The sequence below is a fragment of the Azospirillum lipoferum genome, from assembly GCF_024170005.1.
GTDB classification, from domain to species: domain Bacteria; phylum Pseudomonadota; class Alphaproteobacteria; order Azospirillales; family Azospirillaceae; genus Azospirillum; species Azospirillum lipoferum.
This window is the reverse complement of record NZ_JALJXJ010000001.1, coordinates 219,812-245,613: the sequence shown is the minus strand read 5'-3', so window position 1 is coordinate 245,613 and position 25,802 is coordinate 219,812. Positions and strand designations below refer to the sequence as shown.

The 25,802-nt window shown below is 66.6% G+C and carries 24 protein-coding genes; 15 read left to right on the top strand and 9 right to left on the bottom strand.

Translation table 11 applies throughout. The annotated features are described in order from the left end of the window. The first annotated feature begins 91 nt into the window (after window positions 1–91). The 4 genes from J2848_RS01210 to J2848_RS01195 all read left to right on the top strand — a co-directional run bounded on the left by J2848_RS01210 (window position 92) and on the right by J2848_RS01195 (window position 3,514). Window positions 92–1,594, top strand: a complete 1,503-nt coding sequence (locus J2848_RS01210; RefSeq protein ID WP_149230650.1) for a pentapeptide repeat-containing protein — start codon at window positions 92–94, stop codon at window positions 1,592–1,594. A 156-nt stretch (window positions 1,595–1,750) separates the two neighbouring features. After that, window positions 1,751–1,891: a hypothetical protein gene (locus J2848_RS01205; RefSeq protein WP_158282065.1), complete on the top strand. Its 141-nt coding sequence runs from the start codon at window positions 1,751–1,753 to the stop codon at window positions 1,889–1,891. A 19-nt stretch (window positions 1,892–1,910) separates the two neighbouring features. Then, complete coding sequence (locus tag J2848_RS01200) at window positions 1,911–2,351, top strand: YsnF/AvaK domain-containing protein (protein ID WP_149230649.1); 441 nt, start codon at window positions 1,911–1,913, stop codon at window positions 2,349–2,351. Between the two features lie 5 nt (window positions 2,352–2,356). Next, complete coding sequence (locus tag J2848_RS01195; RefSeq protein ID WP_149230648.1) at window positions 2,357–3,514, top strand: YsnF/AvaK domain-containing protein; 1,158 nt, start codon at window positions 2,357–2,359, stop codon at window positions 3,512–3,514. An 81-nt stretch (window positions 3,515–3,595) separates the two neighbouring features. Here J2848_RS01195 and ettA read toward each other — a convergent pair whose 3' ends face one another. Beyond that, window positions 3,596–5,272, bottom strand: coding sequence for an energy-dependent translational throttle protein EttA (ettA, locus tag J2848_RS01190; RefSeq protein WP_149230647.1), 1,677 nt, complete (start codon window positions 5,270–5,272; stop codon window positions 3,596–3,598). 173 nt (window positions 5,273–5,445) lie between these two features. Between ettA and J2848_RS01185 the strand changes: the two genes are divergently transcribed. Next, entirely contained in the window at window positions 5,446–5,925 is a 480-nt protein-coding gene (locus tag J2848_RS01185; RefSeq protein WP_149230646.1) for a YaiI/YqxD family protein, read from the top strand. A gap of 77 nt (window positions 5,926–6,002) precedes the next feature. Here the strand turns inward: J2848_RS01185 and J2848_RS01180 are convergent, their stop codons facing one another. Both J2848_RS01180 and J2848_RS01175 read right to left on the bottom strand, forming a co-directional pair. Further along, on the bottom strand, window positions 6,003–6,203 hold the full coding sequence (locus J2848_RS01180) for a hypothetical protein (protein ID WP_246193756.1): 201 nt from the start codon (window positions 6,201–6,203) through the stop codon (window positions 6,003–6,005). Window positions 6,204–6,430: 227 nt separating this feature from the next. Continuing rightward, window positions 6,431–7,834 carry an FAD-linked oxidase C-terminal domain-containing protein gene (locus tag J2848_RS01175; RefSeq protein WP_149230644.1) on the bottom strand — a complete coding sequence of 468 codons (1,404 nt, stop codon included), beginning with the start codon at window positions 7,832–7,834 and terminating at the stop codon, window positions 6,431–6,433. 344 nt (window positions 7,835–8,178) lie between these two features. Here J2848_RS01175 and J2848_RS01170 point away from each other — a divergent pair, with 344 nt between their 5' ends. The 7 genes from J2848_RS01170 (at window position 8,179) to lipA (ending at window position 15,553) form a co-directional block, all read left to right on the top strand. After that, complete coding sequence (locus tag J2848_RS01170) at window positions 8,179–9,234, top strand: ATP-NAD kinase family protein (protein ID WP_149230643.1); 1,056 nt, start codon at window positions 8,179–8,181, stop codon at window positions 9,232–9,234. A gap of 53 nt (window positions 9,235–9,287) precedes the next feature. After that, window positions 9,288–10,271 carry a thiamine pyrophosphate-dependent dehydrogenase E1 component subunit alpha gene (locus J2848_RS01165; RefSeq protein WP_149230642.1) on the top strand — a complete coding sequence of 328 codons (984 nt, stop codon included), beginning with the start codon at window positions 9,288–9,290 and terminating at the stop codon, window positions 10,269–10,271. A gap of 35 nt (window positions 10,272–10,306) precedes the next feature. Further along, window positions 10,307–11,341: an alpha-ketoacid dehydrogenase subunit beta gene (locus J2848_RS01160; RefSeq protein ID WP_149230641.1), complete on the top strand. Its 1,035-nt coding sequence runs from the start codon at window positions 10,307–10,309 to the stop codon at window positions 11,339–11,341. Between the two features lie 119 nt (window positions 11,342–11,460). Continuing rightward, a complete protein-coding gene (locus J2848_RS01155; RefSeq protein ID WP_211103077.1) occupies window positions 11,461–12,588 on the top strand; it encodes an acetoin dehydrogenase dihydrolipoyllysine-residue acetyltransferase subunit in 1,128 nt (375 codons plus the stop codon). Between the two features lie 105 nt (window positions 12,589–12,693). Further along, entirely contained in the window at window positions 12,694–13,479 is a 786-nt protein-coding gene (locus tag J2848_RS01150) for a glucose 1-dehydrogenase (RefSeq protein ID WP_149230640.1), read from the top strand. A gap of 47 nt (window positions 13,480–13,526) precedes the next feature. Beyond that, on the top strand, window positions 13,527–14,639 hold the full coding sequence (locus J2848_RS01145) for a 2,3-butanediol dehydrogenase (protein WP_246193755.1): 1,113 nt from the start codon (window positions 13,527–13,529) through the stop codon (window positions 14,637–14,639). Continuing rightward, on the top strand, window positions 14,639–15,553 hold the full coding sequence (gene lipA, locus J2848_RS01140; protein WP_149230639.1) for a lipoyl synthase: 915 nt from the start codon (window positions 14,639–14,641) through the stop codon (window positions 15,551–15,553). Before J2848_RS01145 ends, lipA begins: the two co-directional genes overlap by 1 nt. 42 nt (window positions 15,554–15,595) lie before the next feature. Here lipA and J2848_RS01135 read toward each other — a convergent pair whose 3' ends face one another. Together J2848_RS01135 and zapE are read right to left on the bottom strand one after the other, a co-directional pair. Then, complete coding sequence (locus J2848_RS01135; RefSeq protein ID WP_149230638.1) at window positions 15,596–16,060, bottom strand: Aq_678 family protein; 465 nt, start codon at window positions 16,058–16,060, stop codon at window positions 15,596–15,598. Between the two features lie 172 nt (window positions 16,061–16,232). Then, window positions 16,233–17,405, bottom strand: coding sequence for a cell division protein ZapE (gene zapE / locus J2848_RS01130; protein WP_149230637.1), 1,173 nt, complete (start codon window positions 17,403–17,405; stop codon window positions 16,233–16,235). A 281-nt stretch (window positions 17,406–17,686) separates the two neighbouring features. Here zapE and J2848_RS01125 point away from each other — a divergent pair, with 281 nt between their 5' ends. Continuing rightward, the gene (locus J2848_RS01125; protein ID WP_149230636.1) at window positions 17,687–19,906 is read left to right on the top strand and encodes an ATP-binding protein; all 2,220 of its coding nucleotides are present in this window, start codon (window positions 17,687–17,689) and stop codon (window positions 19,904–19,906) included. Between the two features lie 20 nt (window positions 19,907–19,926). Here J2848_RS01125 and pdxY read toward each other — a convergent pair whose 3' ends face one another. After that, a complete protein-coding gene (gene pdxY, locus J2848_RS01120; RefSeq protein ID WP_149230635.1) occupies window positions 19,927–20,787 on the bottom strand; it encodes a pyridoxal kinase PdxY in 861 nt (286 codons plus the stop codon). Between the two features lie 191 nt (window positions 20,788–20,978). Here pdxY and J2848_RS01115 point away from each other — a divergent pair, with 191 nt between their 5' ends. Next, window positions 20,979–21,848: an HpcH/HpaI aldolase/citrate lyase family protein gene (locus tag J2848_RS01115; RefSeq protein WP_149230634.1), complete on the top strand. Its 870-nt coding sequence runs from the start codon at window positions 20,979–20,981 to the stop codon at window positions 21,846–21,848. On the opposite strand, the gene J2848_RS01110 is transcribed toward J2848_RS01115, so the two are convergent. Together J2848_RS01110 and J2848_RS01105 are read right to left on the bottom strand one after the other, a co-directional pair. Next, window positions 21,843–23,183: a hypothetical protein gene (locus tag J2848_RS01110; RefSeq protein ID WP_246193754.1), complete on the bottom strand. Its 1,341-nt coding sequence runs from the start codon at window positions 23,181–23,183 to the stop codon at window positions 21,843–21,845. The two genes, J2848_RS01115 and J2848_RS01110, sit on opposite strands and share 6 nt — an antisense overlap. A 147-nt stretch (window positions 23,184–23,330) precedes the next feature. Beyond that, the gene (locus tag J2848_RS01105) at window positions 23,331–23,729 is read right to left on the bottom strand and encodes a response regulator (RefSeq protein WP_149230632.1); all 399 of its coding nucleotides are present in this window, start codon (window positions 23,727–23,729) and stop codon (window positions 23,331–23,333) included. A 540-nt stretch (window positions 23,730–24,269) separates the two neighbouring features. On the opposite strand from J2848_RS01105, the gene J2848_RS01100 reads away from it, so the two are divergent. Further along, on the top strand, window positions 24,270–24,560 hold the full coding sequence (locus J2848_RS01100; protein WP_109050568.1) for a con-10 family general stress protein: 291 nt from the start codon (window positions 24,270–24,272) through the stop codon (window positions 24,558–24,560). An 81-nt stretch (window positions 24,561–24,641) separates the two neighbouring features. Here J2848_RS01100 and leuB read toward each other — a convergent pair whose 3' ends face one another. Next, the gene (leuB, locus tag J2848_RS01095) at window positions 24,642–25,757 is read right to left on the bottom strand and encodes a 3-isopropylmalate dehydrogenase (protein WP_149230631.1); all 1,116 of its coding nucleotides are present in this window, start codon (window positions 25,755–25,757) and stop codon (window positions 24,642–24,644) included. Window positions 25,758–25,802: the final 45 nt, after the last annotated feature.

Below are 25,802 nucleotides of genomic sequence, written 5' to 3'. Positions count from 1 at the left end.
TTCAGAATCCGTGACGCGCCTGCCCGAACGGGCTATCGTTGCGGCGACGCTGCTGTCTTTCGTCATACGGTGGATCCGGGAACCCGACGCCATGGCCGAACGCGATCCGAAAGAGATCGACGAACTCCGGACGATCATACAGGCGCATCAGGCTTGGCTGAAACGGCCGTCCAGCGGCCGGCGGGCTGACCTCAGCTTCCGCGACCTGTCGCGGCTGAACCTGGAGCGGGTTTCGCTGGCCGGCGCCAAGCTGGCCGGCGCCAATCTCAGCAACACCCGCATGGTGAAGGCCGACCTGTCGCAGGCCGACCTGTTCGGCGCCGATATGGAGGCGGTGAACCTGTCCGGCGCCGTACTGACCGGTGCCGACCTGCGCGGCGCCAATCTGCACCGCGCCGTGCTGACCGACGCCAACCTGCGCGGCGCCGATTTCCGCGCGGGCGAACTGGTGGACAGCGGCGGTCCGCAGGATGGCGGCCAGAAGACGACCCGCGGCACCGGCACCACCCGGCTGACCGAAGCGAAGATGGAGCGCTCGATCCTGGCCGGCGCCAATTTCGCCGGCTGCGACCTGACAGGTGCCGACCTGAACGATGCCGACCTGACCGGGGCGGAACTGACCTCCGCCGTGCTGATGGGCACCGATTTCTGCGGCGCCAACCTGGATGGAGCGGTGTTCGGCAACACGGTGATGGACCACGCCACCCTGACCCGCACCTTCATCCCCTTCGCCCTCCCCCCCGACGCCATCGTCCGGCCCAGCTATACCGCGATGCCGGTCGCCGAGTTCCTGGAGCTGGTGGAGAAGCACGAGCGCTGGGTCGACAGCGGCGGGGCCGAGGGCGCGCGGCTCGACCTCGACCTCGTGTCGGTGGCGGGGGCGGATTTGCATGGGCGCACGCTGGCGGCGGCCCGGCTGCGCCGCTGCCGGCTGCCCGGCGCCCGCCTGACCAAGGCCAGCCTGGAGATGGCGGAGCTGTCCTACATCGACCTCGACGAGGCCGACCTGCGCGACGCCGTACTACGCGGGGCCACCCTGCGCCGCGCCTATCTGGCCCACACGCTGATGAACGGGGTGGATGCCCGCCCGGTGCCGCTGGCCGGCGGCCGCGACTGGCCGGCCAATTTCGAGGGCGCCGACTTCTCCGATGCCGACCTGCGCGACTCCACCATGGGGTCGGCGATTGTGCGCGGGGCGGTGTTCACCAAGGCACTGACCGACCGGTCCGGCATCGACATTGCCGGCGCCTCCAGCCCTCTGCCCCCGCCTCCGCCGGAAGAGCGGCGGCGGCAGAAGCGCTTCGTCCGGCCCGGCATGGTCGTCCACACCGACCATGGCAGCTTCCCGGCGCGCAACTGGTCGGTGGGCGGCCTCTGCCTGCTGGCGGTCAACCAGCCCTACCAGCGCGGCCAGACCTTTCAGGCCCGCGTCGTCCTGGCCGACCGGCAGGAGGTGGCGGCCGTCGCCAACCTCGTCGTCCTGCATCGCGACGAGGAGCGTGGACAGCTGTCCGTCCGCTTCCATCAGTATGGCGACGACCTGAAGGCGCTGCTGAAGACCGCCTTCCTGGAACACCAGAAGATGGCCGGCTGACGCTGGCGATTCCTCCGCCTGCCGCAGAACCGTTCGATTGCACAGGATCGTTGAATCCCCGAAACGATCGCGGAACGATCCACAGGACCTCCTGTTTGAAGGGAGCACGCCGGATGGGGGTACAACCCGCCGGTAGATCCCCGAATGGAGGCTCCCATGGCAGACGAACAGAAGCCCAGGAAAGTTGGTGTGTATGACGGCTCCGACGGTGGGGCCGGCAGTTCGGGCATGAACTGGATGTGGATCATCATCGGCCTGATCGTGGTCGCGATCGTCCTCTATCTCCTGTTCCGCTGACCCGGCAGTACCCGCCGCCATGACGGCCGACAATGGACCGCCCCTTGAAGACGGTGATGCGGTCATTCCCCTGCACGACGAGTCGGTGACCGTCGGCAAGCAGCGGGTGGAGCGAAGCCGCGTCCGCGTCACCACGCGCGTCACCGAACGCGAGGAGATGGTCCGCCAAGCGCTGGAGCAGGAAGAGGCCACCGTCACCCGCGTCCCTATCGACCGCGAGATCGACGCCCATCCCGGCATCCGTCAGGAAGGCGACGTCACCGTGATCCCGCTGGTGGAGGAGGTGCTGGTGGTGGAACGCCGTCTGGTGCTCCGCGAGGAACTGCACATCCGCAAGAGCCGGCGGACCGTCGAGGTCGAGCAGCCCGTCACCCTGCGTTCCGAAGACGCGGTGGTGGAGCGTGTGACGTCCCCGCCCTCCCCCGCCCAATCCCCCAACCAGAATCCGCCTGAGGAGTAAAGCCGATGACCAAGACCATCGTTGCCCTCTACGACCACCGATCGGAAGCCGAAACGGCCTCCCGCGAGTTGCAGGCCGCCGGTTTCGACTCCAGTGCCATCGAAATCCTGTCGCATAGCGACTTGTCCAGCGGCGGCTGGAGCGGAAGCGGCGGCACCTATACCGGGGCTGGAACCACTGGGATCGGCACCACCACCGGCGACGCCTCGCTGGGCGCGGCGAGCGGCATGGCACGGACCGACCTGTCCACCGGCTATGTCGCCTCGCCCAACACGGTGCCGGGCACCGGAAGCGCCCTGGAGGGCGGGCTGGGCAGCACCACGACCGGCTCCGGCGGCATGCTGACCCGGCTGGCCGGCTGGGGCATTCCGAACCGGGATGCGGAGGTCTATGCCGAGGGTGTGCGCCGCGGTGGCTCGCTGCTGAAGGTCCGGCTGGACGAGGAGGATGTCGACCGCGCCATGGAGGTGCTGGAGCGCGGCAATGTGGTCGATGTCGAGGAACGCGGCAGCGCCTATCGTGAATCCGGCTGGACCGGTTACGACGAGACCGCCGATTACTATGACGAGCAGTCGGCCGAGGAAGAGCGTCTGCGCTATTCGCCGGGCCGCACTGCCATCGACACCTCGACCGGCACGACAGCCGGAACGGGCCTGACCGGTGCCGCCGCCGCCATGCGCGACGTGAACACCGACAGCACCCACGCCACCCGCACCGGCTCCGCCGAACGGGAAGAGCAGATCCCGATCGTCGAGGAACAGGTCAACATCGGCAAGCGCAGCGTCGAGCGCGGCGGCGTCCGCGTCCGCAGCTACGTCGTCGAGACGCCGGTCGAGGAGCAGGTCCGCCTGCGCGACGAGACCGTCACCGTCGAACGCCGCCCCGGCGGTCTGGTGGAGGGAAGCGCCGAGGTTCCGGCCGACGCCTTCCGCGAGCGCACCATCGAGGTGACGGAGACCGACGAGGAGGCCGTGGTCAGCAAGACCGCCCATGTCCGTGAGACCGTCGTGGTCCGCAAGGATGTCGAGGAGCGCGCCCAGAGCGTCCGCGACACCGTCCGCCGCACCGAGGTCGAGATCGAGGACACGCGGGACAAGAGCACCCGCAATCCCCTGTCCGACCGGCCGCTCTCCGACCGGACAGATGACGACGTGACCCGCTGACCGGACTTCACCGTTCGCAGGCATGAAAAAGGCCGCCCCTTCCAGTCGAAAGGGGCGGCCTTTTTCATTCAGGCAACAGGATCAGCTGCGGACCAGCGGCTTGTACTTGATGCGGTGCGGCTGGTCGGCGTCGGCGCCCAGGCGGCGCTTCTTGTCGACCTCGTAATCCTGGAAGTTGCCTTCGAACCATTCGACGTGGCTGTCGCCCTCGAAGGCCAGGATGTGGGTGGCGATGCGGTCGAGGAACCAGCGATCGTGGCTGATGACCACGGCGCAGCCGGCGAAGCTCTGCAACGCGTCTTCCAGCGCCCGCAGGGTGTCGACGTCCAGATCGTTGGTCGGTTCGTCGAGCAGCAGGACGTTGGCGCCGGACTTCAGCATCTTGGCGAGGTGGACGCGGTTGCGCTCACCGCCCGACAGCTGGCCGACCTTCTTCTGCTGGTCGGGGCCACGGAAGTTGAAGCTGGAGACATAGGCGCGGCTGGGCATGGTCTTCTTGCCCAGTTCCACCAGATCCAGCCCGTCGGAGATCTCCTCCCACACCGTCTTCTTGGCGTCCAGGCTGTCGCGGCTCTGGTCGACATAGCCGAGCTTCACCGTGTCGCCGACGCGGAAGGTGCCGGAATCCGGCCCGTCTTGCCCGGTGATCATGCGGAACAGCGTGGTCTTGCCGGCGCCGTTCGGGCCGATGACGCCAACGATGCCGCCCGGCGGCAGACGGAAGGACAGGCCGTCGATCAGCAGGCGGTCGCCGAAGCCCTTGGCGATGTTCTCCGCCTCGATGACGACGTTGCCGAGACGCGGCGGCACCGGGATGACGATCCGCGTCTCGCCGGACTGCTCCTTGCCGCTCTCGGCCAGCAAGGTCTCGTAGGCGGTGATACGCGCCTTGCTCTTGGCCTGACGGGCGCGCGGCGACTGCCGGATCCACTCCAGTTCGGTGGCCAGCTGCTTCTGGCGCGACTCTTCCTGGCGGCCTTCCTGCTCCAGGCGCTTCTGCTTCTGCTCCAGCCAGGACGAGTAGTTGCCTTCCCACGGAATCCCCGACCCGCGGTCGAGTTCGAGGATCCAGCCGGTGACGCTGTCCAGGAAGTAGCGGTCGTGGGTGACCAGGACGACGGTGCCCTTATAGTCCTCCAGATGCTTCTGGAGCCAGGCGACCGATTCGGCATCAAGGTGGTTGGTCGGCTCGTCGAGCAGCAGCAGGTCGGGCTTCTCGAGCAGCAGCTTGCACAGCGCGATGCGGCGCTTCTCACCGCCCGACAGCTTGGTCACGTCGGCGTCGCCCGGCGGGCAGCGCAGGGCGTCCATGGCGATCTCGACCGTGCGGTCGATGTCCCAGGCGTCTGCCGCGTCGATCTTCTCCTGCAGCTCGCCCTGTTCGGCCAGCAGCGCGTCGAAGTCGGCATCCGGATCGGCCATCAGGTTCGACACTTCGTTGAAGCGGTCGAGCAGCGCCTTGGTCTCGCCCAGCGCCTCCATGACGTTCTCGTGGACGGTCTTGGTCGGGTCGAGCTGCGGCTCCTGCGGCAGGTAGCCGACCTTGGCGCCCTCGGCCGCCCAGGCCTCGCCGGAATAGTCCTTGTCCAGGCCGGCCATGATCTTCATCAGGGTCGACTTACCGGAACCGTTGACGCCGAGCACGCCGATCTTCACACCCGGCAGGAACGAGAGCCAGACGTTGTCGAGAACCTTCTTGCCGCCAGGATAGACCTTGGTCAGGCCCTTCATGACATAGACATACTGGTAGGACGCCATGCGCCGCTCCGACCTTCCGAAAAGATGTGAGAAATGGCGCCGCCCCCATCCCTGCGGTTCTACGGCACCCTGTCGCTAGGGTCTGGTTTTAGCGCATAAGGGGCTTGCATGAAACCTTGTTGAGCCGCCCCGCCGGGATCGGGCGGTATCGGCCGGCAACAGGAGGAAAAGGATTGGTCAGTCCCAAGGTCGAAATCTACGTCGATGCCGACGCCTGTCCGGTCAAGGCCGAGATCTACAAGGTCGCCGGCCGCACCGGCTGCAAGGTCTGGCTGGTCGCCAACGCGCCGCTGCGCCTGCCGACGGAATGCATGGCGGAACTGGTGGTGGTCAGCGACGGCTTCGACGCCGCCGACAACTGGATCGCCGAGCATGCCGGTCCGACCGACGTGGTGGTGACGGCCGACATCCCGCTGGCCGACCGCTGCGTGAAGCGTAACGCGGTGGTGATCGGCCCGACCGGGCGGCCCTTCACGCCCGACAGCGTCGGTTCGGCGCTGGCGACCCGCGCGCTGATGCAGGATCTGCGCGACATGGGCATGGTCAGCGGCGGCAACGCCCCGATGAGCCAGCGCGACAAGTCGCAGTTCCTGCAAACGCTGGATCAGGCGGTGCAGGCGCTGAAGGCTGGGCGGCGGCCGAGGTTTCGGTGAGACGGTGAAGATGAAAGAGAAAGGCCCGGCTCCAAACGGAACCGGGCCTTTCCTGCGGGATCGCCGGAGACCGGCGATCACTCCCAGCCGGCAACCTTCTCGCAGGCCTTGCGGGCTTCGGGGTTGGCCTTTTCCCACTGGGTGATGGTGCGCGTCTCGTTGTTGTCCATCTTGTCGTTCATGCAGACGCAATACTTGTTCACGACTGCCTCCGACACCTTGGCGTCGGCATTGTCCTTCATGCACTGGGCCACCCATTTGGCGTTGTCGTCGGCCATGGCGGGCGATCCCACCGAAAGAGCGCCGAAAGACAGGACACCAAACGCAAAAGCGAGAACGGCATGCTTCATGACCGGGCTCCAGATTGGGCGGCGCAACGGGATCGTTGCGCCGTGCCGACAGACGGCATTCCCAATCGTAGAAGCGATAACAAGTACTCAACAACAAAAGACTACGCCGAAAGAGTTGGCGTCAAATCTACAGGCGCACAAATACTTGCCAGTGATTAAACCCGCACCACCTTGCCCGGATTCAGCAGATTGTCCGGATCGAAGGCCCGCTTCAGGTCGCCCATGACGTTGAAGGCTTCGCCGGTCTCCTGCTCCAGGAACGCCATCTTGCCGTAACCAATCCCATGTTCGCCGGTGCAGGTGCCGCCCATCGCCAGCGCGCGGCCCACCATCTTGTCGGCAAGCCGCTGAGCCTCGGCCAGTTCGGCCGGGTTGTCGGGGTCGAGGACATAGACAAGGTGGAAATTGCCATCACCGACATGGCCGACCATCGGGGCCAGCATGTCGGACTCGGCCAGATCCTGCTTGGTCTCCAGGATGCAGTCGGCGAGGCGTGAGATCGGCACGCAAACGTCGGTCGGCCAGCCCTTCGACCCCGGACGCAGGGCAAGAGCGGCGTAATAGGCATCGTGCCGGGCCTGCCACAGCTTCGAGCGGTCCTCAGGCCGGGTGGCCCAGGCAAACTCCATCCCGCCATGCTCGGCCGCGATGGCCGCCACCATCTCCGCCTGCTCCTTCACCCCGGCCTCGGTGCCGTGGAACTCGAAGAACAGGGTGGGTGCCACGGCATAGTCGAGCTTTGAGTATTTGTTGACGGCATCGATCTGCACCTCGTCCAGCAACTCGATGCGGGCGACCGGAACGCCGACCTGGATGGTCTGGATCACGGTGTCGACAGCGCCCTTGATCGACTGGAAGGCGCAGACGGCGGACGAGATGGCTTCCGGGATGCCGTAGAGCTTCAGCGTCACCTCGGTAATGATGCCGAGCGTGCCTTCGGAGCCGACGAACAGCCGGGTCAGGTCATAGCCGGCCGCCGACTTGCGTGCGCGTCCGCCAGTCTTGATGACGCGGCCGTCGGCCAGCACCACGGTCAGGCCCAGGACGTTTTCGCGCATGGTGCCGTAGCGCACGGCGTTGGTGCCGCTGGCCCGGGTCGCCGACATGCCGCCCAGCGAAGCGTTGGCACCGGGATCGATGGGGAAGAACAGGCCGGTGTCGCGCAGATGCTCGTTCAACTGCTTGCGGGTCACGCCGGCCTGGACGGTGACGTCGAGATCCTCCGGGCTGACGCGCAGGATCTGCTGCATGCCCGACAGATCGATGGTGATGCCGCCGGCCAGCGCCGCGATGCCGCCCTCCAGCGAGGTGCCGGTGCCGAAGGGGATGATCGGCAGCTTGTGCTTCGCGCAGATCTTCACGATCGCGCTGACCTCTTCGGTCGAATTGGCGAAGGCGACGCCGTCCGGCGGACAGGGCGTGTGATAGGACTCGTCCTTGCCGTGATGCTCGCGCACCGGCAGGGAGGTGGTGAACCGGTCGCCCAGCAGAGCCGTCAGCTCGGCCCGAGCCTCCTCGGTCAGGGCCGCGCGCGGCTGGGTGGTGGCGATGACGGTCATGGGTGTTGTCCTCCCCGGTCGATGAGTCATTGGGATGGTTCATTGGTATGACCAAGCGAGGCTAAGGCGGCGGGCAAGTGCTTGGCAAGACGGGCAATGCGCAGAGGTGGAATGCCGGGTTGCCACAGTTTGGCGCCACTCAGCATCTGAGGCGCCACACCTGTTGCACCGGCAACGCCACAGTCCATGCAACACCTGTTGCAACGCGCCACCCTGCCGCATCACCTTCAACCGTTGAAAATCAAGAAAATCCGTCAAACTGACCATCTGGCACGGCGGTTGCTCTTACCCCCTCGAACCGCGCGTCGATCAACGACGCACCACAACGAGGGGGAGGTGCCATCTTGGCTCCGGTCGTCGGCATCGTCGCCAATCCGGTTTCCGCCCGCGACATCCGCCGGGTCGTCGCCAACGCCACCAGCCTGCAGATCGCCGACCGGGCGAACATCCTGCTGCGGGTGCTGGCGGCGCTGCATGCGTGCGGCGTCCGCGACGTGCTGATGATGCCGGAGAATGGCGGCATCCGCGCCCATGTAGACCGCGGCATGATGCGGGCCAGGGCAAGAGGCGAGGATATCTACCCTGCCCTTCACCCGGTCGCCATGCCGGTCACCGGCACCGTCGCCGACACCCACCGCGCCACAGCGGAGATGCGGCGAGCCGGGGTGGCCGCACTGGTGGTGCTGGGCGGCGACGGCACCCACCGAGCGGTGGCAGCCGAATGCGGGACGGTGCCGATCGCCGGCATCTCCACCGGGACCAACAACGCCTTCCCCGAACATCGCGAGCCGACGATCACCGGGCTTGCCACCGGGCTGGCGGTGACCGGCCGGGTGCCGCCGCACATCGCCTTCATCGCCAACAAGCGCATCGACGTTTCGCTGAACGGCGGTGCCGTCACCGACATGGCGCTGGTCGACGTCGCGCTGGTGACGGAGCGCTACATCGGCGCCCGCGCCCTGTGGCGGACCGAGAATTTCCGCGAACTCTATGTCACCTTCGCCGACCCGGAGGTCATCGGCATGTCGGCCATCGCCGGCCTGCTGGAACCCGTCGGCCGCGACGAAAGCGGCGGCCTGATGGTGCGTCTGTCGCCGGACGGCGACTGCCGCAAGGGCATCACCACCCTCAACGCTCCCATCGCGCCGGGAATGATGGCCCAGGTCGGCGTCACCGACTGGCGCCGCATGCCGGCCGACGTGGCCTTCGTGCCGGAGGTCGCCGCCGGCTCGGTCGCGCTGGATGGCGAGCGGGAGCTGTCCTTCACCGAACGCGACCGTCTGTCCCTGACCTTAAGGGACGACGCCTTCCGCACGGTCAACGTCGCCGCAGTCATGCGGCACGCCGGCCAGAACCGGCTGCTGACCGGTACCCCCGTGCCCGTCACCGCCGCCTTCTGACAACCACAACCCAAATCAACCCCCAAAGACATCAACCAGGGAGCAAACACCTTATGGCCCAGAATCCCTTCCCCCTCGGCAAGGACGAGCTGCTGAAGGCCTACCGCACCATGCGGACGATCCGCGAGTTCGAGGAGCGGCTGCACGTCGATTTCGCCAAGGGCGACATCCCCGGCTTTGTCCACCTCTATGCCGGCGAGGAGGCCTGCGCCACCGGCATCATGATGCACCTGAACGACAACGACCGCATCGCCTCCACCCACCGCGGCCACGGCCACTGCATCGCCAAGGGCGTCGACGTCCACGCGATGATGGCGGAGATCTACGGCCGCAGCACCGGCGCCTGCCGGGGCAAGGGCGGGTCGATGCACATCGCCGACCTGTCCAAGGGCATGATGGGCGCCAACGGCATCCTGGGGGCCGGTGCTCCGCTGATCTGCGGCGCTGCGCTGGCGGCCAAGGTACGCGGCGACCGCGGCGTCGGCATCACCTTCGTCGGCGACGGCGCCTCCAACCAGGGCACCTTCCTGGAAAGCCTGAACCTCGCCGCGGTGTGGAACCTGCCGGTGGTCTTCGTGGTGGAGAACAACGGCTATGCCGAATCCACCGCGATGGAATGGGCGGTGTCCTGCGACAGCTATGTCGACCGCGCCACCGGCTTCGGCATGCCGGGCGTCACGGTGGACGGCACCGACTTCTTCGCGGTGTACGAGGCGGCGGGCGAGATCATCCGCCGCGCCCGCGACGGCGGCGGCCCGGCCCTGCTGGAATGCAACATGGTCCGCTTCTACGGCCATTTCGAAGGCGACGCCCAGACCTACCGCGCCAAGGGCGAACTGGAGGCGATCCGCGCCTCGCGCGACTGCCTGACCATCCTGTCGGAACGGGTGATCGAGGCCGGGGTGATCGGCCGCGACGAGCTTCAGGCCATCGACCGCGAGGTCAACGCGCTGATCGAGGATGCCGTGCGCGCCGCCAAGGCCGCCCCGCTGCCGGTCGCCGACGACCTGCTGCGCGACGTCTACGTCTCCTACTAAGCCCATTCAAGAAACGCCAAACGCGGAGGAAACACATGTCCCGCAAGATCAGCATGAAGCAGGCGATCAACGAGGCCCTGGACCTGGAGATGCGCCGCGACCCCACCGTCATCGTCATGGGCGAGGACATCGTCGGCGGCACCGGCGCCCAGGGCGAGGATGACGCCTGGGGCGGCGTGCTGGGCGTCACCAAGGGTCTGTACGCCAAGCATGGCGACCGGCTGATGGACACGCCACTGTCGGAATCCGCCTATATCGGGGCGGCCATCGGTGCCGCCGCCTGCGGGCTGCGGCCGGTGGCGGAGCTGATGTTCCTGGACTTCATGGGCGTCTGCTTCGACCAGATCTTCAACCAGGCGGCCAAGTTCCGCTACATGTTCGGCGGCAAGGCCGAGACGCCGGTGGTGATCCGCGGCATGGTCGGCGCCGGCTTCCGCGCCGCCGCCCAGCATTCGCAGATGCTCACCCCGCTGTTCACCCACATCCCCGGCCTGAAGGTGGTCTGCCCCAGCAACGCCTATGACGCCAAGGGCCTGCTGATCCAGTCGATCCGCGACAACGACCCCGTCATCTTCTGCGAGCACAAGAATCTCTACGGACTGGAATGCGAGGTTCCGGCGGAGAGCTATGCCATCCCCTTCGGCGAGGCGAACGTCCTGCGCGACGGCGATGACGTGACTATCGTCAGCTACGGCCTGACCGTCCACCGCGCGATGGAGGCGGCGACGGCCCTGGCCAAGGACGGCACCGAGGCCGAGGTGATCGACCTGCGCACCCTGTCGCCGATCGACTGGGACACCATCGTCGAGAGCGTCGAGCGCACCGGCCGGCTGGTGGTAGTGGACGAGGCGCACCCGCGCTGCAACCTCGCCACCGACATCGCCGCCTTCGTCGGCCAGAACGCCTTCGGCGCGCTGAAGGCGGGCATCCAGATGGTGACGGCGCCGCACACGCCGGTACCCTTCGCGCCCTCGCTGGAGGATCTGTACGTCCCCAGCGCCGACAGCATCGCCAGCGCCGTGCGGCGCACCCTGTCGCCCAAGGGGGCGTCGCCGCGGATCGCGGCCTGACAGACCGGCATCACCACACAGTACGCACGAGCCGCGCCCTCTCCCACATTCCCACCTCCGCGGGAGTGACGGGAGGGGTGTGCGCCAAGCAAAAAAGCATTCCCAGGAGACCGAGTTCCATGTTGAACGAGCGCATCAAGCCCATCGTCATGCCGAAATGGGGCCTGTCCATGTCGGAGGGCAAGGTCACCGGCTGGCTGAAGCGGCCGGGGTCCACCATCTCCATCGGCGATGAACTGCTGGAGGTCGAGACCGACAAGATCACCAACGTGGTCGAGGCCGGCGAAACCGGCGTGCTGCGCCGTGTGCTGGGCGAGCCCGGCACCGTCTATCCGGTCAAGGCGCTGATCGCCGTGCTGGCCGAACCCGATGTGCCCGACGATGACATCGACGCCTTCATCAACGCCTATGCCGTCCCAGCCGGCGAAGACGGGGATGGCGAGGCCGAGGCCGGCCCGCAGTACCACACCGCCGAGACGCCGGCCGGCACCATCCGCTACGCAAAGCGTGGTGAAAGCGGGCCGACCATCCTGCTGGTCCACGGCTTCGGCGGCGATCTCGACAACTGGCTGTTCACCATCGACGCGCTGGCGGAGAAGGCCACCGTCTACGCCCTCGACCTGCCCGGCCACGGCCAATCCACCAAGCAGATCGCCGACGCCAGCCTGTCCGGCCTGTCGCAGGCGGTGCTGGGCTTCCTCGACACGGTCGGGGTGGAGCGCGCCCATTTCGTCGGTCATTCGATGGGCGGTGCGGTGTCGATGCGCACCGCGCTCGACGCGCCGGGCCGGGTGGCGTCGCTGTCGCTGATCGCGTCGGCCGGTCTCGGCGAGCAAATCGACGGCGGCTACATCCAGGGCTTCGTCGGTGCGACATCGCGCCGCGACCTGAAACCGGTCCTGGAGACGCTGTTCGCCGACCGCGGCCTTGTCAGCCGCCAGATGGTTGACGACCTCTTGAAGTACAAGCGGCTGGACGGCGTGGACGAGGCGCTGCGGGCGCTGTCGGCCTCGCTGTTCGCCGAGGGCCGGCAGGCCAGCGTACTCGTCTCCGGAATCGCGGATGCCCGGACGCCCACGCTGGTCGTGTGGGGTGAAGAGGATCGCGTCATCCCCGCCGACCACGCCCAGGCGCTGGCAAACACGGCACAGGTCGCCGTCATCCCCGGCGCCGGCCATATGGTGCAGATGGAGGCGGCCGGCAAAGTGAACGCGCTGCTGAAGGAGCACATCGCCAAGGCGAGCTGAGGCGGCCCGACTTACAAAGAGGCCGGCCTCTCTCCCCTTCGCTTCATCCCGATCCACCCGCAACCGGCGCGCGACGACCACCAGCGCGCCGGCAGGAGACCGCTCATGCCTGATCTCAAGGACAAGAGCATCATCGTCACCGGCGCCGGCCGCGGCATCGGCGCCACCATCGCCAAGGCGCTGGCCGCCGACGGTGCCAAGCTGACCATCGCCGACCGCACCGAGGCCGACGCCCAGCAGGTGGCCGAGGCCATCCGTGCTGCCCGCGGCAGCGCTATCGCCGTCACCGTCGATGTCCGCGACCGCGCCGCCGTCCGCCGCATGATCGACGAGGCGGTGAAGGCCCATGGCCGGCTCGACGTCATCTTCAACAATGCCGGCATCGCCCAGACCAAGCCCTTCCTCGACATCACCGAGGACGACTGGCACACGGTCAACGACGTCAACGCGCTCGGCGTGCTGATCGGCATGCAGGAAGCTATCAAGACGTTCCGCAAGCAGGGTGGTGGCGGCAAGATCGTCAACACCGCCTCCATCGCCGGCAAGCAGGGCTACGAACCGCTGGCCCACTACTCCGCCAGCAAATTCGCTGTGGTCGCGCTGACCCAGGCCGCCGCCCGCGGCTTCGGCAAGGACGGCATCACCGCCAACGCCATCTGCCCCGGCGTGGTGGCGACCGAGATGTGGAAGATCATCGACCAGGGCTTCCGCGACACCGGCATCACCAAGTCGGAGAACGAGGCCTTTGACATGTTCGCCGCCGGCGCCGTGCTGGGCCGGCCGTCGCGGCCCGACGATCTGGTCGGCGTCGCCCGCTTCCTCGCCTCGTCGGACAGCGACTTCATGACCGGCCAGTCCCTGCTGGTCGATGGCGGGATGGTGTTCGCCTGACCGCCATCAACGCTCGCCTCACAACGATAAAACCGGAGGACAACACCATGAGTGCCACTTCGATGAAGGCCGCCGTCTGGCATGGCCGCAAGGACATCCGGGTCGAGGACGTGCCGCTGCCGGGCGCCCCGCCCGCCGGCTGGGTGCAGATCAAGGTGCATTGGTGCGGCATCTGCGGGTCCGACCTGCATGAGTATGTTGCCGGCCCGGTCTTCATCCCCGTCGACACCCCCCACCCGCTGACCGGTCTGAAGGGACAATGCATCCTCGGCCACGAGTTCAGCGGCGAGATCGCGACGCTGGGCGAAGGCGTCACCGGCTTCAAAGTCGGCGACCGGGTGGCGGCCGATGCCTGCCAGCATTGCGGCGAGTGCTATTACTGCAAGCACGGCATGTACAACATCTGCGAGAAGCTGGCCTTCACCGGCCTGATGAACAACGGCGCCTTCGCCAGTCTGGTCAACGTCCCGGCCGAGCTGCTCTACAAGCTGCCGAACGGCTTCCCGACCGAGGCCGGCGCCCTGATCGAGCCGCTAGCGGTCGGCATGCATGCGGTGAAGAAGGCCGGCAGCATCGTCGGCGAGACCGTGGTGGTGGTCGGTGCCGGCACCATCGGCCTCTGCACCATCATGTGCGCGAAGGCGGCGGGAGCCGGCCGGATCATCGTCCTTGAGATGTCCGCCGCCCGCAAGGCCAAGGCGCTGGAGGTCGGCGCTTCCATCGTGCTCGATCCCAAGGAATGCGACGCGGTGGCGGAGGTGAAGGCGTTGACCGGCGGTTACGGCGCCGACGTGTCGTTCGAGTGCATCGGCCACCGCGACACGGCGAAGCTCGCCATCGACGTGATCCGCAAGGCGGGCAAGACGGTACTGGTCGGCATCTTCGAGGAGCCCAGTTCCTTCAACTTCTTCGAGATCGTCGCCACCGAAAAGCAGGTCATCGGCTCGCTGGCCTACAATGGCGAGTTCGCCGACGTCATCCGCTTCATCGCCGATGGTCGGATCGACGTGCAGCCGCTGATCACCGGCCGCATCACGCTGGACGACATCGTCAGCGGCGGCTTCGAGGAACTGGTCGCCCACAAGGACCGCAACGTGAAGATCATCGTGCAGCCACAGGCGGTTCCTGCTGCCGCCGAACAGCCGGAGCTTGTCCACTGATGGCCCTGCCCGCGATGCACAGTCCCCGGCCCGAGCATCGGGCCGAGAAGCCGGCCTGGCTCCGCGCCCGCGCCCCCGCCGGTGCGGCGTTCGAGGACACGCAGTCGCTCGTCCGCCGCCACGGCCTGAACACGGTCTGCGAGGAGGCCGCCTGCCCCAACATCGGCGAGTGCTGGAGCAAGCGGCACGCCACGGTGATGATCCTGGGCAGCGTGTGCACGCGGGCCTGCGCCTTCTGCAACGTCGCCACCGGCCGGCCGGACGCGCTCGATCCCCACGAGCCGGACCGGCTGGCCGAGGCGGTCGGCGAACTGGGCCTCGCCCACGTCGTCATCACCTCGGTCGACCGCGACGACCTGCCCGACGGCGGTGCGGCGCATTTCGCCCGCTGCATCCGCCGCCTGCGCGAAACGGCGCCCACCACGACGGTGGAGGTGCTGACCCCCGACTTCCGCAACAAGCCGGGGGCGGTAGAGACCGTGGCGGACGCCCAGCCCGACGTCTATAACCACAATCTGGAAACCGTGCCTCGGCTCTATGCCGATGTGCGGCCGGGAGCGCGCTATTACGGTTCGCTGCGCCTGCTGGAGCGGGTGAAGGAGCACGATCCGACCATCTTCACCAAGTCCGGCATCATGGTCGGGCTGGGCGAGGAGCCGGCGGAGGTGTTGCAGGTGATGGACGATCTGCGGGCGGCGGGCGTCGATTTCCTGACCATCGGCCAGTATCTCCGCCCCACCTCCAACCACCATCCGGTCGCCCGCCACGTCACGCCCGAGGAGTTCGAGCGCTACGCGACGGTGGCGCGGGCCAGAGGCTTCCTGATGGTGTCGGCGACGCCGCTGACCCGCTCCTCCCACCATGCCGGCCGCGATTTCGAAGAGCTGCGGCGGCGGTCGGCGACGAAGGATTGAGCGTTGCCCTGATCCCTGCGGTTTTCGACGGGACCGCTGGGATCAGAGCGTGGTCTTCGGTCCGACCGCAACTCCGTCCGGCTGCGGCGGCTTCATCAGCTTGCAATCCTTGACGCAAAAGGTCTGCTGTTCGATCCGGCCGCCACAGGATTTGAAGCACTGATCGTAATCGGATGAGCAATAAAGATTGCTGGAACAGCTGATTTCCCGCTCGAAATCGCTGAGGGTCTTCATCTTCTTCTTGTTGTAGTCCTTGGGCAATGATTTGAGATAAGCACGATAATCCGCATGTGCGCGGGTCAGGCCCTCGGCCCGGCAGGTTTGAAGGGCCAACTCTCTCGCGGACTCGCACATGGATTGCACCTGCCTGCATTGGGCTACGCAAAGTTTTCCGGCCTCGCTGACCGGCGAAAAATAGTTCGTCGTCGTCTCGAAGCGTGGACTTGGGACACAACCGGCCAGCCCGGCCGCCAGCATGCAGCCGAGTACAATGAAACGCGTCATCATAGTGGATGCCCCGCCGTGGATTACTTCCAATCGACACGAACAGGACGCCGATACGAAATAATCCACGCCATAGGCCGATTTCGCCAGGGCAGCACCAAACCCAGTGATGGATCCCCTGGGAAGCGACAAGCCGAAGCGGGTTACAGCTTTCAGGCTGCGTGGAAACCCGCGCTTATGTCAGATGCTGCCTTTGCAGGTAGTCCTCGCTCTGCATCTCCATCAGGCGGCTCACCGTGCGTTCGAACTCGAACGCATGGGTGCCTTCCGGGTAGAGCCGCTCCGGCGGACCCTCGGCGGCGATGACGACGTTGACCTTGTGCTCGTACAAGGCATCGATCAGCGTCATGAAGCGCTTGGCCTCGTTGCGCAGTTCGTCTTTCATCGTCGGCACATGGTCGATCAGGACCGTGTGGAAATGGGTGGCGATCGCCAGATAGTCGGCCGCCCCCAGCGGCTTGCCGCACAGGTTCCAGAAATCGACCCAGGCCACGCATTTGGCGGCCCGGTCGATCTCGACCCGGCGCCCCTGCACCGTCAGGCTGCAAGGCTCGCCCGCCGCACCGCCGGTCAGGTCGGAGAACGCCTTGGCAAGGGCGGCGTCGGAGGCAGCGCCCAGCGGGTGGTGGTAGATCGGCACGCCCTTCAGGCGGTCCAGCCGGTAGTCGGTCGGGCCGTCCAGCGACAGGATGTCCAGCTTCTCTTTCAGAAGTGCTATGAAGGGCAGGAACAGTTCGCGCTGGAGCCCGTCCTTGTACAGCATGTCGGGCGGCCAGTTGGAGGTCGCCACCACCACCACGCCCAAATCGAACAGGTTGGTGAACAGCCGGCCCAGGATCATCGCGTCGACGATGTTGGTGACGTGGAACTCGTCGAAGCAGAGCAGCCACGCCTCGTCGGCCAGCGCGCGGGCCAGTTCGGGCAGCGCCTCGTCGGGTCCGTCGCCTTTGCCCTTGCCCGATTGGCGGTGGTCGTGGATGCGCTGGTGGATCTCCAGCATGAATTCGTGGAAATGGACCCGCCGCTTCTTGTCGACGGGTGCCGTCTCATAGAACAGGTCCATCAGCATCGACTTGCCGCGACCGACGCTGCCGTAGATGTACAGCCCTTGCGGTGCGGTGGAGGCGATGTCCGGCGGCGGCGGGACGGCACGGCGGCGGCCTAGGCCGAAGCGTTCCAGCCAGCCTCCCCCGGCAGGCTTGTCGTCGCCGGCGGGCCGCGGCTGATAGCCCTTCAGCGCCTGATACAGGCTTTGGAACTTCTCCGCCGCCAGTTCCTGGTCGGGATCGGGGCGAAGAGTGCCGCTGCCGCGGCGGGCGCGGTAGAGCGAAAGCGGTCCGTCGGTCATGGGATTATGGGAGATCCGGCTGCCAAGATGGGTCCTTACCTAGCGGATGGCGCCGCTCCCGGCAACCGCCGACGGCAAGGCAAGGTGGGAATGGCAGGGTGGAGAATAAGGGTGGCGTCGGCCACCCGGAGCCGGCCCCGGAACCGGCCGGCGGCGGCGCGACATCTGCGCGCAGCGGGAATGACCCATATTTCCGTGAGGTTACGCTTTCATTAGGGTGTTGGTTCGTCTAATCAACACAGGCCGTACGGCCGCCAGCCCCACAGGAAATCGACACGCCGATGCCCGTTCCCGGGTCCGCCTCCCCGCCGCTGCCCCGTTCCTCCGCCGGTCTGGCGCGGGCGTTGCGTGGCCGGTTGGGATCGGTGCGTTTCCTGATGACCGCATCCGGTCTTGCCTTCATCCTGGTGGTGAACGCGCTGATCGGCTACGGCATCGTCCAGGGCCGGCGCGAGGCGCTGGACGCCGGCGAACGCGCCACCCGTGACCTCGCTCGCATGCTGGAATCGCAGACGCTGCGGACGGCCTTCGCGGTGGACCAGATGCTGCGCGACCTGTCCTTCGCGCTCGACATGCTTCCTGACGGTGCCCGCCGCGGCAGCACTTCCATCCATGACCATCTGCGCCAGCGGCGCGATTCCTTCGCCGAACTGGCCGATCTGGTGGTGGTCGGCGGCGACGGCTTCGCCCTGCATCATTCGGCCGAGCTGCCGCTTCCCGCGGTTTCGCTGACCGACCGCAGCTACTTCACCGGGCCGCGCGACGGTCGCAGCCAGGAGCTGCATGTCGGCGGCGCCATCACCAGCCGTGTCAGACCGGGGACCCAGGTCATTCCGTTCAGCCGGCGTTGGCTGGACACCGATGGCGGATTCCGCGGCGTGCTGGTCGCCATGGTCGATCCGACACGGTTGGCCGCGACACTGGAATCGCGGGACATCGACCGCAAGGGCAGCGTGATCCTGGCGTTGGGAGACGGCACGATCCTGCTGGAACGGCCACAGGGCTACAGCGGACCTGCCCGGCTGACCGATTGGCCGGCGGTGTGGACTGCGCTCGCCGCGCATGACGAGGCCACCATCCGCGATACCGTCCCCGGTCCGGGGGCCGGCCCAGAGTCTGGCACCGACAGCCTGATCAGCGTGCGGCGGGTGCAGGGCTATCCCTTCGTCATCGTGGCGACCCTGCCGGTGGCCGCGGCACTGGCCGAATGGCGGCGCGACACGGCGGCCTGGACGGCCATCGGCACGGTCATGACCATCGCCATCGCCCTGCTGACCGCCTTCGTCGTCCGCCAGCATGCCCGGCGGGAGGAGGATCAGGCCCGGCTGGCCCGCGCCTCGCGGCGGATCCGCGGCATTCTCGATTCCATGCCGGACGCGGTGGTGACCTTCGACACGGCCGGGCGCATCGTCACCTTCAACCGCGCGGCGGAAATGATGTTCGGCTTGCGGGAGCACGAGATGATCGGCCAGCCGATCGAGGCGCTGATCCCCGATGCGCGCGGCGGAGCCAACGACCGCGACCTGACGGCACTGCGCCGTGACGGCCATGCCTTCCCGGTCGGCTTCACTGTCAGCGACCTGCGGCTGGGCGGCGGCCCCTGCGCCGCGGCCTCCTACCCCCCTGCATATCCCACCGGGGTCGGCGCTCTGCGTCCGGACGAACCGCGTATCTATGTCGGCGTCATCCGAGACATGACCCGCCGCAAGCAGCAGGAGGCGGAGTTGATCGCCTCCAAGACCCAGGCGGAGCTGGCGAACCGGGCGAAGAGCGAATTCCTCGCCAACATGAGCCACGAGCTGCGTACCCCGTTGAACGCCATCATCGGCTTCGCCGAGGTGCTGGACAGCGAGTTCTTCGGTGCCGTCAACGAGCGGCAGAAGTCCTGCATCGCCGACATCCACGACAGCGGCCGGCATCTGCTCGACATCGTCAACGCCATTCTCGACATGTCCAAGCTGGACTCCGGCCTGTTCGAACTGTGTGAGGAGGCGGTGGAGGCGCATGAGGCGGTCGGCCAATGCCTGATGATGGTGCGCGACCGCGCCGCCGCCGGCGGGGTGGCCATCCACAACGAGGTGACGGCCGCCGTCGCTGCCCTGTGGGTCGACCGCCGGGCCTTCAAGCAAGTGATCCTGAACCTGCTGTCCAATGCGGTGAAGTTCACGCCCGGCGGCGGCAGCATCACCATCGCCGCCGGGATGGCGGAGGATGGCGGCTTTGTGCTGACGGTCACCGACACCGGCATCGGCATTCCGTCCGACTTCATGGCCGATCTGTTCCAGCCTTTCCGTCAGGCGGAGAATGCCGCCAACCGCCGGTACGAGGGCACCGGGCTGGGGCTGTCGATCTCAAAGAACTTCGTCGATCTGCATGGCGGGACGCTGACCTGCCGCAGCGCACCCGGGACCGGCACCAAGATGACGGTGAGGCTGCCGGCCGGGCGGGTGATCGAACGGCCCACCGATATCGGCAGCCACGCGAAAATTCCCGCGGCGTGACGTGGCTGTCGCGCCGGCGTTCAGCGCAGGCGCGTTGCGATGAACCGGCGGGGCGGGTCGACGAAATCGTCCTGGGCGGCGATCAGCTGAAGCTCGCGCGTGCCCATCCGCCGCGTCGTCTCGAAGATGGCGAAGATCGCCGCCGCCGCCTTTTCCAGCGCGTCGGCCGGATCGAAGGCGGTCAGGTAATGGGCGAGGAACAGCGCCGCCACCGCGTCACCCGAGCCGTTCGGCGGCGGATCGAAGGTCAGGCGCGGCGTCGCCACCAGCCAGGCACCGTCGGTGCCGTCCACCAGCATCTCGATGCTGTCGGGATCGGCATCGCTGCGCGTCAGGCTGGTGACCAGGACCAATCGCGGCCCGCGCGCCCGCAATGCCGCGGTGGCGGCCAGCGCGTCGTCCAGCGTCGCAATCTTGCGGTCGGTCAGATATTCCAGCTCGAACTGGTTCGGCGTCATCAGGTCGGCGGCGGGCACCGCATGGTCACGGATGAACTCCGGCAGGCCGGGCCGCACGAAGAAGCCGCGGCCGACGTCGCCCATCACCGGATCGCAGCAATAGACCGCCTTGGGATTGGCCGCCTTCACCCGCGCCACGGTCTCCACGATCACCTGCCCAAGTTCGACCGCGCCCATATAGCCGGACAGAACCGCATCCTGCGCCGGCAGCACGCCGCGGGCGGCGATGCCGTCGACGATGTCGGCGATATGCTCCGCCGTGAAGACCTGCCCGGTCCAGGCGCCATAGCCGGTGTGGTTGGAGAACTGGACGGTGTTCACCGCCGTGGCGTCGATACCCAGCCGCTGCAACGGAAACACCGCGGCGCGGTTGCCGACATAGCCATAGGCGACGTGTGATTGGATGGTGAGGACGCTTTTCATGGGTGGAAGCGTAAGCGACGGTCCGCCGGCCGTAAAGCGGCCGACTCCACCTCGACAGCGGGGGTGAGCGGCATGGCAGCCATGCACTGGGCCGTGCAAGGGCACATCTGTGGCGGCTTGGCCCATGGACAGGGTGACGGCGCGCGGCTAAAGCTGGCCTCCTCCATCTTCAGCATTTCCAGGATACCGCCATGGCCACGACCGTCCGCCCCCGTCGCAGCGTGCTCTACATGCCGGGCTCGAACGCCCGCGCTCTGGAGAAGGGGCGCAGCCTGCCTGCCGACGGGCTGATCCTGGATCTGGAGGACGCGGTCGCTCCCGACGCCAAGGCGACGGCGCGCGACACCATAGCCACCGCGCTGGCCGCCGGCGGCTATGGCGGGCGGGAACTGGTCGTCCGGGTCAACGGGCTGAACACCCCCTGGGGCTATGACGATCTGCGCATGGCGGCAGCCAGCGGTGCCGATGCCGTGCTGCTGCCGAAGGTGGAGAGCGCCGACGCGGTGCGGCAGGCCGAGGCGGTGCTGCGCGCCGCCGGTGCGCCGGCCAAGCAGACGATCTGGTGCATGATGGAGACGCCGCTCGGCATCCTGAATGCCAAAGAGATCGCCGGTGCCTCGCCCGCCGTCGGTGCGCTGGTGCTCGGCACCTCGGACCTCGCCAAGGACCTGCACGCCGCTCACACGGCGCAGCGGCTGCCGATGATCACCAGCCTGGGGCTGTGCCTGCTGGCGGCCCGGGCCTATGGGCTGGCGGTGCTGGACGGGGTGCATCTCGACCTGAACGACGACGAGGGCTTCGCCGCCTCCTGCCGGCAGGGGCGCGAGTTGGGCTTCGACGGGAAGACGCTGATCCATCCGAAGACGATCGCCGCCTGCAACGCCGCCTTCGCCCCGGATGCCGAGGAAATCGCCCAGGCCCACCGCATCATCGCCGCCCATGCGGAGGCTGCGGCATCCGGCAAGGGGGTGGTGCTGGTCGACGGCAAGCTGGTGGAGACCCTGCATGTCGAGAACGCCCGCCGGCTGGTGACGCTGGCCGAGGCGATCGCGGCACTATGAACCGCCCTGCCCGTCACCCTCGTCGTCCTCGCGGTACAGGTTGGGCCAGTCCAGGCGCTTCATTGCCCGCGGTCGATCCTGCGGCAGGCCGATGCGGTTGCCTGCGACAAGCCTGACCCCCGCCGCCCTTGCCGCCACCACCATGCTGGTGGTCGACAGGCCGGTGACGCATATCATCAGGCCAGCCCGCTCCGCCAATGTGACGATGGCGTTCATCTCCTCCATCAGTCGCGGTTCGGCGGAGCGGTCGCCAGGCATCGCCATGGTGATGCCGCTCAATCCGGTGCCGGCAAGGCTGGAGAAGCTCTGCTGCCTGAAATCCATCTGCATGAAGGACCAGCGGCAATAGGGCCTGACCTCATGCAGCAGTTCGCTCAGCCGGCCGGTCGGCACCCCCGGCGGGAACCGCAGAAGCTCGAAAATCAGAAAGCGGCGCAGGTAATCGGGAATCGACTGGCAGATTTCAAGAAAGGGCTGCCGGGTGCGGCGGGCCGCAAGCGTATCGAAACAGACCGGCACCGACATCAGCAGCCGGGATTTGCTGCGGAAGAGTCCGTGCAGGATCTCGACGGAGCCGACCAGCGCATCGGCATCGAGCTTCAGGATCTCCACGGCATCGGTGACGGAATTCAGGGCTGCCGCCCCTTCCGCGAAAGAACCGTCGGGAAAGCTGCGCACCGGGACGCCCATATAGGTCGAGATCACCATCTGGCCGATGTCCCAGACCGGCCGGTATTTGACGCCGAACCGGCCGGAGTCATCGGGCGACAGCTTCAGCTGACGCAGGACGAGCGGGGTTTTCCCCTCTCCCTCGCCCGCATAGGCCAGGGGGGCGGGCATCGGCGGAGATCCGTCACCGGCAGCCGTGGCCGTCGTCGCCGAGACCGTCCGGTCGCCGGTCCGTCGATCCGCTTGCGGCCGTGCACTGGCCATCAGCACCTTGGCAAAGGAATGTTCGAACTGGATATGCCCGTCCACGACGCCGACGGCGGTCGATACGCGGATATCGGCCAACCGGTCGTCACCCAGAAACAGCTGGAGCAATTCCTGGGCGATCCTGGCGCACACCAGGGCGGCGGCATGCCGGTCGAGCGAGGCGAACACCAGGACATAGTCGTCGGCCGAGGTTCTGAAACTGATGTCGTTGCGGGTCAGGGACCGGTCGATGAGAGTATCGGCTGCGGCGAAGACCCGTTGACGCAGGATTGGCCAGTTTACCCCCAGACACTCCCGCATCATGCTGAGGTCGATCAGATGAACCCGGCCGGTCGACGCGATCGCCGGCTGCATCAGCAGCCGCCACAGGCGCTGCTCCAACCGGTGCGGCTCCGGCACGGAGGCTCCCGGCCTTCCATCGCCGGCGGGGCGTTGAACGGCGGCCGGCGCCCGTGGAGGGACGGTCGCTTCCGCTTGCCTGAACCACCTGCGCAACAAACGCCGCACGGAATCGATCGACATCACGGGACCCGCACTCCGGCGACGTCAGGAGGTGGACGGTGATGAAGGAACGGAGCGGCCGCCTCCGCAAAAATCGATGATCAGCGCAATCTGGCTTTTTTCGATCGGCTTCACCAACGCGTGATCGGCCCCCATCCGCTGCGCAGCGGTCAGCAGGTCCATCGCCTTGCTGCGACCGCCACCGGAAATGGCGATGATCTTGGCCGCCGGGGCAAGCCGCCGCATGGTCCTGATCGTCCAGAGACCATCGGCATAGGGCATCACCACATCGCAGATCACCAGATCCGGCCTGTTTGCCCTGAACAGCCGCATGGCTTCGTCGCCGTCCCCCGCCTCGACAACCTCCGCCCCCGCATTTTCAAGAAGTCGACGGAGCATCAGGCGAATCGAAGGATCATCATCCACCACAAGCACGGTCGGCATCGTCACCCCCTGCCCATATGCATACGGACCAGCATCGACACTCCGGACAGGGTCAATGACACTCCGGGAAATCTTGCCAATTTCTTAAAGTTTCCATAAAACTCCATATCCATTCCCAATATTTTCCTGAACAATCACCATACTCTTAAAGTATTTTTTTCAGAAAATATTGCAGTCACTCGAACAATTAATTCCAACATACACGAAATGCCCTTGGATAAATTGCAAGCCTTCCGAGATAATTCCGGATTTTTTGCATATTTCTCAAGAAATTATTCTGATTTATACAGCAGCACCACATTCGGCAGGCCTTGCATCACTTGCCGAATCAAATCCGAACGAGATGCGGAACTTCTTAGATATCGAGTAAAAAGCCCATGCTTGGTTAGGATGTGCAACCGGCAATTCGTTCGAAAAGCGGTCGCCGGCGGACACCATGCCGAGTCCCCCCGATTACATGAATGAATTAATAGGGCAAGGCGGGAACCACTTTGCGGCCTGCCGGTTGTCAAACCAACAAGGCACAGTCGGAGGTTGGTTATGGCCTCGAAAGAGAGCAATCGTACGTCGGGTCGCGGTTTCGCGTCGATGGACCCCGATCGGCAACGCCAGATCGCCAGCAAAGGCGGTGAAAGCGTGCCAGCCGACAAGCGCAGCTTTTCAAAGAACCCGGAACTTGCGGCGGAAGCCGGGCGCAAGGGCGGACGCAGCGTGCCCGCATCCTCGCGCAGCTTCTCCAAGAATCCCTCGCTGGCCGCGGAAGCTGGCCGCAAGGGCGGACAGGCGAGCCATGGCGGCCGTACGGCCGACCGCCCGGCCGGAGGTGATTGAAACGTTGTGAATGGTGCAGACGAAAAAGCCCCCATCCTTATCAGATGGGGGCTTTTTCTTGAACGCCGTTCAGAGGACCGATCAGGAGGCCAGCTTGTCCAGCTCGCGCAGGATCGAGTCGCCCATGACGGTGGTGGAGCAGCGCGCCATGCCCGGGGCCATGATGTCGGACGTGCGCATGCCGCCGCCCAGCACGTTCTGGATGGCCCGTTCGATCAGCTTGGCATCCTCGTCCAGGTTGAACGAATAGCGCAGGCACATCGCGAAGGACAGCAGCGTCGCGCAGGGGTTGGCCAGATCACGGCCGGCGATGTCCGGGGCGGAGCCGTGCACCGGCTCGTAGAGCGCCTTGCGGTTGCCATTGGCATCCGGAGCACCCAGCGAGGCCGACGGCAGCATGCCGAGCGAGCCGGTCATCATCGCCGCCTCGTCCGACAGGATGTCGCCGAACAGGTTGTCGGTGACGATCACGTCGAACTGCTTCGGGTTCTTCAGCAGCTGCATGGCGCCGTTGTCGGCGTACATGTGGCTCAGCTCGACGTCCTGGAACTCTTCCTGGTGCAGCTTGGTCACTTCCTGCCGCCACAGCAGGCCGGATTCCATGACGTTCGCCTTTTCCATCGAGCAGAGCTTGTTGCCGCGCTTGCGGGCCAGCTCGAACGCGACGCGGGCGACGCGGCGGATTTCCGGGGTGGTGTAGACCTGGGTGTTGACGCCGCGGCGCTCGCCGTTGCCGATGTCGGTGATGCCGCGCGGCTCACCGAAATAGACGCCGCCGGTCAGCTCGCGGACGATCAGGATGTCCAGTCCGCGAATGACGTCGGCCTTCAGGGTCGAGGCATCGACCAGCGCGTCGAACACCACGGCCGGACGCAGGTTGGCGAACAGGCCCAGTTCCTTGCGCAGGGCCAGCAGGCCGGCTTCCGGACGCTTGGTGTAGTCGGTCGGGTTGTCCCACTTCGGGCCGCCGACCGCGCCCAGCATCACCGCGTCCACCGCCAGCGCCTCGGCCAGGGTGGCGTCGGACAGCGGAACGCCATGGGCGTCGATGGCCGCACCGCCGACCAGCCCTTCGGACACGTCGAAGGTGATCTTGCGCTTGCGGTCCATCCAGTCGATGACCCGGCGAACCTGGCGCATCACCTCCGGGCCGATACCGTCACCGGGGAGGAACAGAAGCTTCTTATTGGCGGCCATGGCGGGCACACTCCCAAATGTCAGACGTCAAGAAGACAGAAGTTG